The following is an 8,547-nucleotide window of genomic DNA, read 5'->3' as shown; positions in this document are numbered from 1 at the left end:
GATGGACTATTTGGACAATAGGGACGGGATGGGAGACGGGAAGTGGGGGTGTTGCACAACTGTAATTCTGCCAATGCGTTGCTGATTGTGACGATTTCTTAACCAGGTTTCTCTTCCTCTCCTTGGGGGCGGGAGGGTATCACTTCCCCGTCTTCCGGCATGAACGGCGCTACCGTCCGGGAAACGGAAGACGCAACACAACAGAAAAGACGCCATGAAATTTGTCGCCAAAATCCTGACCATCGCAGCCGCTCTCAGCTCCCTGAGCATGGCCGCCGAGAAAGTAACCGTTGACAGCAGCATCAAGCCGTATGCGCCCACCAGCGGCGTTTCCGGCAACCTGAGCGCCGTCGGTTCCGATACGCTGAACAACCTGATGACCCTTTGGGCGGAAGGATTCAGCAAGAAGTACCCCAGCGTCAAAATAGGCGTTGAAGGCAAAGGTTCTTCCACGGCTCCCCCCGCCCTCACGGCAGGGACGGCCCAGCTCGCCCCCATGAGCCGCCAGATGAAGCGGGAGGAAATAGCGGCCTTTGAAGCCAAATACGGCTACAAGCCGACGGAAATCAAGGTGGCCCTGGACGCCGTGGCCTTCTTCGTCAACAAGAACAATCCCATCCAGGCCCTTTCCCTGTCGCAGATTGACTCCATCTTCTCCTCCACCTTCAAGCGCGGAGGCTCCAACATCTCCGACTGGGGCGATGCGGGCGTCCCCTCCATGAAGGGAAAAGCCATCTCCATCTACGGCCGTAACAGCGCCTCCGGCACGAACGGCTTCGTGAAGGAAATCGCCCTGAAGAAGGGGGACTACAAAAACTCCGTGAAGGAACAGCCCGGCTCCTCCGCCGTTGTGCAGGGCATCAGCTCCGACGAACAGGGGATCGGCTATTCCGGCATCGGATACGTCACCTCCGGCGTGAAAACCCTCTCCCTGGCGGAAAAAGGCGGCCAGGTGGCCGTGCAGCCCTCTTACGACAACTGCATCAACGGCAAATACCCGCTCTCCCGCTACCTGCTGATTTACGTCAACAAGAAGCCCGGCGAACCCCTGGACACCCTGACCAGGGAATTCATCAAGTTCATCGTCTCCAAGGACGGCCAGGAAATCGTGACCAAGGACGGCTATTACCCGATTCCCGCCAAGGTCAGCGCGGATGTCCTCAAGAGCATTGAATAAACACCCCTTCCATACGCCATCAACACATGCCGGGGCAGGACTGCGGCCTTCCCGCCGGAGTCCTGCCCCCAACTCCCCTCTCCACCGCCTGCCGTCATGAGCGCCAAAGTCCCTTCTCCCGCGCCCCCCAAGAAGCCCAAGCCCGTTCCGGAACGCTTCCAGGTGGCAAAAACCACGCTGTGGTTTGACCGCATTATGACTAAAACCATCATCGGCGGGGGCTTTACCGTCATTGTAGCCGTTTTCGGCATCCTCTTTTTCCTGCTGGCCGTCACCATTCCCCTCTTCCAGGGCGCGGACGTGGAAGAACGGCAGCACCTTTCCCCGTCCGCCCCGGTCCAGGGGACCTGGGGCCTGGACCCTTCCGGCACGCTCCCCTTCGTCTATGACAACGGCAAAAACGTCTTCTTTCTGGACAAGGCAACCGGGAACCTCAACCCCGCTCCCGTATCCCTGCCGGACGGGGAAACCGTCTGCGCCCATTCCTATGATTCATCCCTGGCAGCCTACGCCATCGCCACGGAATCCGGCAAGGCAGGCCTTATCTCCGTCCATTCCGGACTCAACATCCACGGCCAGGCGAACGCGCACGGCCCGGACAAGGCCGGAACGGAAACCAGCCCGCTCTACCCCTTGACGGAAAGCGGCTCCGTTCCCGGCAGAATATCCCGCATAGCCTACGCGGACGCGGGGGAACGGAAAATCTTCACCGCGACCGCGGAGACGGAACAGGGTCCGCGCCTCCTGCTGATGACGCTGGAGGAATCCCGCTCCCTGCTCCATGAAGGGGAGCTGGCCCCCTCCGGCTTCCATGACCTGACGGACCAGCTTGAAGGCCGCCCCGCCGCCCTGCTGCCCGGCGCCTCCGGAGACAGCCTCGTCATCGCTACGGACACGGACAAACTCCTCTACTTCTCCTATGATGAAGACCGGGAAACGTGGGTCAAGCGCCAAACCATTCCGTCCCCCCTGGGAAGCGGAGAAAAAATGACCTCCGTCAACTGGCTCTTCGGAGACATGTCCCTGGTGATAGGCGGCGACAAGGGAAGCCTTAAAATTTTCAGCCTGTATCCCCACCCCCGCCCGGACGGCCCCGCCCTGCGCCTCTTCGGGCAGACCAAGCAGTTCCCCCCCCTGGACGGCCCGGTGCAGCATTACGCCGCCTCCGGCATCAACCGTTCCTTCCTGGTCTCCACTCCGCGGGAACTCAGGCTCTGCTACGGAACCACGGCTGACGTCCGCTGGAGCAGCGACCTGCTGGAATTCACCCCCGTCCAGCTGGCGGCCAGCACGGAATTCAACTCCGCCATTGCCGTGGACGCCGGGGGAAAGGTCCACTTCTTCTCCATGGAAGACAGGCACCCGGAAGCAGGCTCCAAAGCCCTGGCCGGGAAAATCTGGTATGAAGGGTATGACTCCCCCAAATGGCTCTGGCAATCCGTGGGCGGCACGGACGACTATGAATCCAAGCTCTCCCTGATGCCCCTGGTCTTCGGCACGCTGAAAGGCACCCTGTACGCCCTCGTCTTCGCCGTTCCGGTAGCGGTCATGGCCGCCATTTACACGGCTCACTTCATGGCCCCCTCCGTCAAGCGGGTGGTAAAACCCGTCATGGAAATCATGGCGTCCCTTCCCTCCGTGGTGCTGGGCTTCTTCGGCGCCCTCTACCTGGCCCCCAGAATGGAAGACAAGGTGCCCGCCCTGCTCTGCATGGCCGTCCTCATTCCCGGCCTGGCGGCCCTGATCGCGTGGTTCTGGACCACGCGGCCCGCGGCCTGGCGCAACAAATTCAGCCGCGGCGTGGAATACATCGTCATGACTCCCGTCATCCTGCTCTGCGCCTGGTTCTGCTGGGAATACCTGGGCTACTGGCTGGAGCAGCCCTTCATCAGCCTCTGCCGCGGCGTCATGGGTCTGTGGGGCGCGGGGGACTTCCAGGCTGCCAGCTTCGCGGACCTGTGGCGCAACGGCTTCGGCATGCCCTATGAACAGCGCAACTCCCTGGTGGTGGGGTTCATCATGGGCTTTGCCGTCATCCCCGTCATCTTCACCATCTCCGAGGACGCCCTGAGCAACGTCCCCCCCTCCCTCATCGCCGCCTCGGAAGCCCTGGGGGCCAGCCGCTGGCAGATGGTCCGCACCGTGGTCCTTCCGGTGGCCTCCGCGGGCATCTTCTCCGCCCTGATGATCGGCCTGGGCCGCGCGGTGGGGGAAACCATGATCGTGCTGATGGCCACGGGGAACACCCCCATCATGGACTGGAACATCTTCAACGGCATGCGCACCCTCTCCGCCAACATCGCCACGGAACTGCCGGAGGCGGCGCAGGACTCCACCCACTACCGCGTCCTCTTTCTGGGCGGCCTCATCCTCTTCTCCATGACGTTCATCCTGAACACCCTGGCGGAAATCGTGCGCCAGCGGCTCCGCAAACGCTTCAACGTCGTTTGAGACTTCCCCCCCTCCTCTTCCAATCCATCTTCCATGAAACAGGACTTCAGCCTTCCGCCCGCCCCCAAACGCCCCCTGGGGGAAGTCAACATCTGGCTCACCTCCATCGGGCTCTCCCTGGGCCTCATCATGATCTTCGGCCTGCTGGGCATCATCGTCTTCAACGGCCTGGAGGCCTTCTGGCCCAAAACCGTCCATGAACTGACGATCGCCCCCGCTTCACAAGGGGAAAAGCCGCTCGTCCTGTACGCCGGCATCACGAAGGACCAGACGCGCCACATGCCCGCGGACCCCGCCCTCCCCGGCTCCATGGCGAGGGACGTGCGGGAATACCAGCTCTTCACCGGAAGCAAGGAAGCCTACGGGCAATCCTACCGCTATGTGGACGCTCACCACGTCACCGCCTCCTCCATCCCAAAAGGGCTCCTGTGCCTGGAACGCATGGAGGGAGGAAAAGCCCTGGTCAAACCGCTGGAGCTCAAGCTGGCCTCCGGAGGGACCATTCCGGCCTCCTCACCGGAATTCATGACGGCCTTCCGCCGCGCGCTGGACCGGGAAGCGGAGTTGCGGGACGACATCAAGGCCATTGACGCTAAAGACATCGGCGCCGTCAACACCCGGCTGGCGGACGCCAAGCTGGACATCAAGGCCATTGAACGCTCCTACGACATCCGGGAGGAAAACGGACGGCGCACGGCCACGCCCAGGGAAAACCCCATCCTCACAAACATGGATGACCCGGCGGGGGAACTGGACCGGCTCCGCGCCAGGGTGGAGCAGCTCAACGCGGAATACGCCCAGTACACCGCAGAATCGGGCAGGCTGAGGGAACAGCAGGGCCGGGACACGCTCGTGTATGCCCTGGGAGACGGGGAGAAGAAGGAAACCGGCATGGACAAAATCGTTTACGGCTACCAGCCGAACGACCTGGGCTTCTTCGGCAAATGCGGCGTCTTCCTCCACAACCTGTACCACTTCATCATGGATGACCCGCGGGAGGCCAACACGGAAGGCGGCATCTTCCCCGCCATCTTCGGCACCTTCATCATGACCCTGCTCATGAGCGCGCTGGTCACGCCCGTGGGGGTCATCGGCGCCATCTACCTGCGGGAATACGCCCGGCAGGGAGCCCTGGTGCAGGCCGTGCGCATCTGCGTGAACAACCTGGCGGGCGTGCCTTCCATCGTCTTCGGCGTCTTCGGCCTCGGCTTCTTCGTCTACTACCTGGGCGGAACGATTGACGAACTCTTCTACTGGAAAAAGCTGGCCGTGGACAACACGCCCACCTTCGGCACCTCCGGCATCCTGTGGGCCTCCCTCACGCTGGCCCTGATGACGCTGCCCGTCGTCATCGTCTCCACGGAGGAAGCCCTCTCCGCCGTCCCCCGCGGGCTGCGGGAGGCGGCCCTAGCCTGCGGAGCCTCCAAATGGCAGATGATCAAGCGCATCATCCTTCCCAGCGCCCTGCCGGGCGTCATGACCGGCCTCATTCTGGCCATGGCCCGCGGCGCAGGGGAAGTGGCCCCACTCATGGTCACGGGCGTGGTGAAGCTGGCCCCTTCCCTGCCCATTGACGGGGAAGGCCCCTTCATCCACCTGGAGCGCAAATTCATGCACTTGGGCTTCCACATCTATGACGTGGGGTTCCAGTCGCCGGACTCGGACGCCGCCCAGCCCATGGTCTTCGCCACCACTCTGCTGCTCATCCTGCTGGTGGTGGTCATGAACCTCACGGCCATCCTCATCCGCAACCGCCTGCGCAAAAAATACGCGGCCTCCAGCTTCTAACCCCGTTCTCCTTCACCATCCCATGACTGAACCAGCCGCCCCAGACGACGATCCCATCATTGAAGTGGAAGATTTCTCCTTCTTTTACGGAAGCAAACAGGTTCTCTTCAACATCGGCATGACCTTTGAAACCAACCGCGTGACGGCCCTCATCGGGCCCTCCGGCTGCGGAAAATCCACCCTGCTCCGCAACATCAACCGCATGAACGACCTGGTTCCGGACGTCCGCCACCGGGGGGACATCCGCATTGACGGCGCCAGCCTGTACGATCCGCGCGTGGAAGTCATCTCCCTGCGCAAGCGCGTAGGCATGGTCTTCCAGAAATACAACCCTTTCCCTAAAAGCATTTATGAAAACATCGTCTTCCCCCTCCGCGTGGCGGGACGCAGCAGGCGCGCGGAACTGGATGAAACCGTGGAACGCAGCCTGAAAGGCGCCGCCCTGTGGGACGAAGTGAAGGACAAGCTGCACGAAAGCGCCTACGGCCTTTCCGGAGGCCAGCAGCAGCGGCTGTGCATCGCCCGCGCCATCGCCAACCGCCCCCAGATCCTGCTGATGGACGAGCCCTGCGCCGCCCTGGACCCCATCGCCACGCTGAAAATAGAAGACCTGATGGAAGACCTGAAAAAAGACCTCACCATCGTCATCGTCACCCACAACATGCAGCAGGCCACGCGCATTGCGGACCGCACCGCCTTCATGTACATGGGCCGCCTGGTGGAATACGGGGAAACGTCTCAAATCTTCACCAACCCCGCGGAAAAAGAAACGGAAGCCTACATCACGGGCCGTTTCAGCTAAAAAGCCCAACTTCCAAGCCATTCACCTCATGACACCTCCCGGCAACCACATCCTCCCCCACTATGACGCGGCCCTGAACGCCATCCGCACCCGCGTCAACGCCGTCTGCGGCAGCCTGCTGAAACACATGGACGTCCTGGAACGGGTCATCTCCGGCCCGGACAGCGACGGGGCCAACGGCATCATTGCGGACGGGGAACCGCTCAGCGAAGAAACCCGCCAGGTTCTCTCCCTCTGCGCCGCCGTGCTCACCCAGTTCCATCCCCTGGGGTCCGACCTGCGGCTTGTGCTCACCTTTTCCCGCTGCGGGGACAAGCTCCAGGAATGCATGGAGGAAGTCACGGGCATCGCCAGGCACGCCAAGGCATCCATCAGGCGCCGGGAGTCCCTATGCACGGATATAGTGCTCCCCCTGCTGGACATGGCCGTCTCCGAATTCCGGGACGCCGCACGGTGCCTGGAAACGCAGGACGCGGACGCCGCACGGGAAATACGCCTGCGGGACAAAAAGCTGGACAAGGCCCACCGCAAGGCGCTGGCCCTGCTGGTATCCCCGGAAAGGGAAAACACGCCCTCCCTCAACGTCAACCTGCTCTTCATCATCCGCTCCCTGGAGCGCATCGGAGACATTGCCAAAACCATCGCCGCCACCGTCGTCTTCCTGAAGGAAGCCACGGACATCCGCCACGGAAAAGAGAAATAAACCGCGTATTTTCCGCCGATTATTCCCCCGATTATTCCGCCTTGCTCACGCTGAAGCAGTACACGGCGGGGTTGATCAGGGCCAGGGGGAGGTAGAACACGGCAAAGGACAGGGAGCCGCCGTACAAAACCAGGCACAGGGCGGAAACGATAAACAGGATTCCGATTTTAAGGCTCCGCGCCCAGTCCTGGCGGTTCACCAGCCAGATGAAGGCCGCGCATACAAAGCCGATGACCACGCACAGCACCCCGCCCATGGTGAGGAACTGAATATAACTGGAACAGAATTGTTCCAGCCAACGCACATTATCCGGACTGGGGGGATTACCTTCCCAGGCAAAAACGCCCGGCGGCAGCAGCGCCCACAACAGCACGGAAAAGAACACCAGGCGGTCCGTATTAAGGCGATAGGTCATGCGGGGGTAAGGTACCATTTCCGTGCATGGGATAACAAGTGAAATCGGCCGCTCCCGGCTGTTCCGGGAACGGTTCCTTTACAGGGGAGCAAATGCACCGTCTCCGGCGCCATTGACGGCGATTCCGTCTATTTCCACCAGCCAGCCGGGGCGGCAGACGGGGGCTTTCAACAGCAGATGGGGGACGGCGGCCAGCGGGGATTCCATCAGGCGGCGGCTGACCGTTTCCCGGTCCGCCCAGTCGCGCAGGTACACCACGGCCTGTTTGAGGTCGGACAGGCTTCCGCCGCTCCTTTCCATCAGGGCGTTCATATTTTCCAGGGTGCGGGCCGTCTGCCGCGCCACATCCCCCGGGTGAACGATGTTCCCCTCCGCGTCAATGCTGGCCGTGCCGGAAAGGAAGTAGTGGGAGCGGTCCCCGTACACGATGCGGGCGCCGCGTTCAAAGGCCACCCGGTACAGATGCGTGGGGGACAGGTAATCCGGAGCCTCCATGTAACGGACCTGCCCCGGCTTCAAACCGACGATTCCCAGGCTGTCCATGTGCAGCAGCCGTCCAGGCGTTTCCGTACAGCCTTCAATCCCGGTGCTGGCGATGAAGTGGGTTTCCGGCGTCAGCCCGTAATGGTCAAAGCGTTCATTGCGTCCTTCCACCAGTCCGCGGTAGTTGTTGTCAATGTCCCGGCAGTAAATCCACGTGCGGTGAACCAGCTCCGGCACGGTTCCTCCGTGCGCGGCAGCCGCGCGGTCCAGCCAGCGGAATTCCTCCCGCATCTGGCCGTAGCTGTCCGGAGCGGAGCTTTCCTTCCTGCCCGCCAGGAACAGCCGGTAATGCGGACGCCGGGCCGTCACCACCGTTCCCCCCTGGTCCTCTTTCCGCCTTTTTTCCAGCATTCCGCCGATGTGCCATGCTTCCAGGGCCACGCGGGCCCCGTTCGCCGGAGGCTGCCCCACCACGGAGACATAGGAGTTCCGCTCCCCCGCCATCCGGCGCAGCGTTTCCGACTGGCGCACCGGATCGCTGACGTGGAAGCGCAGCAGGAATTCATCTTCCCCTCCGCCGCCCAGTTCACGGTACCTGTCCAGCAGGGAACGCAGTTCCGCCTCAAAGCTCGCGCCCGGTTCCGCCGTCATGCAGAAGAAATGTTCCTGCGCGCCGCTTTTTCCGCGCCATTCCGTTTTTTCAGGTAAATCCGCCGCCATGGTGTCCT

Annotated in this window: 7 protein-coding genes; 5 read left to right on the top strand and 2 right to left on the bottom strand. The window is 62.2% G+C overall.

The features are described 5' to 3' along the window. Positions 1 to 214 precede the first annotated feature (214 nt). From QSJ36_RS12110 to QSJ36_RS12090, 5 genes are all read left to right on the top strand, one after another. Entirely contained in the window at positions 215 to 1,177 is a 963-nt protein-coding gene (locus QSJ36_RS12110; RefSeq protein WP_102715558.1) for a phosphate ABC transporter substrate-binding protein, read from the top strand. A gap of 96 nt (positions 1,178 to 1,273) precedes the next feature. Next, positions 1,274 to 3,628: an ABC transporter permease subunit gene (locus tag QSJ36_RS12105; RefSeq protein WP_285468736.1), complete on the top strand. Its 2,355-nt coding sequence runs from the start codon at positions 1,274 to 1,276 to the stop codon at positions 3,626 to 3,628. A 33-nt stretch (positions 3,629 to 3,661) separates the two neighbouring features. Further along, positions 3,662 to 5,416, top strand: coding sequence for a phosphate ABC transporter permease PstA (gene pstA / locus QSJ36_RS12100; protein ID WP_285468735.1), 1,755 nt, complete (start codon positions 3,662 to 3,664; stop codon positions 5,414 to 5,416). Between the two features lie 22 nt (positions 5,417 to 5,438). Further along, on the top strand, positions 5,439 to 6,218 hold the full coding sequence (gene pstB / locus QSJ36_RS12095; protein ID WP_102721748.1) for a phosphate ABC transporter ATP-binding protein PstB: 780 nt from the start codon (positions 5,439 to 5,441) through the stop codon (positions 6,216 to 6,218). A gap of 28 nt (positions 6,219 to 6,246) precedes the next feature. Beyond that, on the top strand, positions 6,247 to 6,921 hold the full coding sequence (locus tag QSJ36_RS12090) for a phosphate uptake regulator PhoU (protein WP_022397210.1): 675 nt from the start codon (positions 6,247 to 6,249) through the stop codon (positions 6,919 to 6,921). A 31-nt stretch (positions 6,922 to 6,952) separates the two neighbouring features. Here QSJ36_RS12090 and QSJ36_RS12085 read toward each other — a convergent pair whose 3' ends face one another. Then, a complete protein-coding gene (locus tag QSJ36_RS12085) occupies positions 6,953 to 7,336 on the bottom strand; it encodes a hypothetical protein (RefSeq protein ID WP_102728392.1) in 384 nt (127 codons plus the stop codon). A 78-nt stretch (positions 7,337 to 7,414) separates the two neighbouring features. Continuing rightward, positions 7,415 to 8,539, bottom strand: a complete 1,125-nt coding sequence (locus QSJ36_RS12080) for a Rid family hydrolase (protein ID WP_102726394.1) — start codon at positions 8,537 to 8,539, stop codon at positions 7,415 to 7,417. Positions 8,540 to 8,547: the final 8 nt, after the last annotated feature.

The organism is Akkermansia sp. NBRC 115031 (genome assembly GCF_030268505.1).
GTDB classification, from domain to species: Bacteria; Verrucomicrobiota; Verrucomicrobiia; order Verrucomicrobiales; family Akkermansiaceae; genus Akkermansia; species Akkermansia massiliensis.
The sequence above is the reverse complement of the archived record's forward strand: the minus strand, read 5'-3'. Positions and strand labels throughout refer to the sequence as shown.

What these genes read in the sequence shown, in the direction of transcription:
- QSJ36_RS12085 (WP_102728392.1), bottom strand. Translation starts at nt 7,336, where the DNA reads ATGACCTATCGCCTTAATACGGACCGCCTGGTGTTCTTTTCCGTGCTG.
- QSJ36_RS12110 (WP_102715558.1), top strand. Translation starts at nt 215, where the DNA reads ATGAAATTTGTCGCCAAAATCCTGACCATCGCAGCCGCTCTCAGCTCC.
- QSJ36_RS12080 (WP_102726394.1), bottom strand. Translation starts at nt 8,539, where the DNA reads ATGGCGGCGGATTTACCTGAAAAAACGGAATGGCGCGGAAAAAGCGGC.
- pstA (WP_285468735.1), top strand. Translation starts at nt 3,662, where the DNA reads ATGAAACAGGACTTCAGCCTTCCGCCCGCCCCCAAACGCCCCCTGGGG.
- pstB (WP_102721748.1), top strand. Translation starts at nt 5,439, where the DNA reads ATGACTGAACCAGCCGCCCCAGACGACGATCCCATCATTGAAGTGGAA.
- QSJ36_RS12090 (WP_022397210.1), top strand. Translation starts at nt 6,247, where the DNA reads ATGACACCTCCCGGCAACCACATCCTCCCCCACTATGACGCGGCCCTG.
- QSJ36_RS12105 (WP_285468736.1), top strand. Translation starts at nt 1,274, where the DNA reads ATGAGCGCCAAAGTCCCTTCTCCCGCGCCCCCCAAGAAGCCCAAGCCC.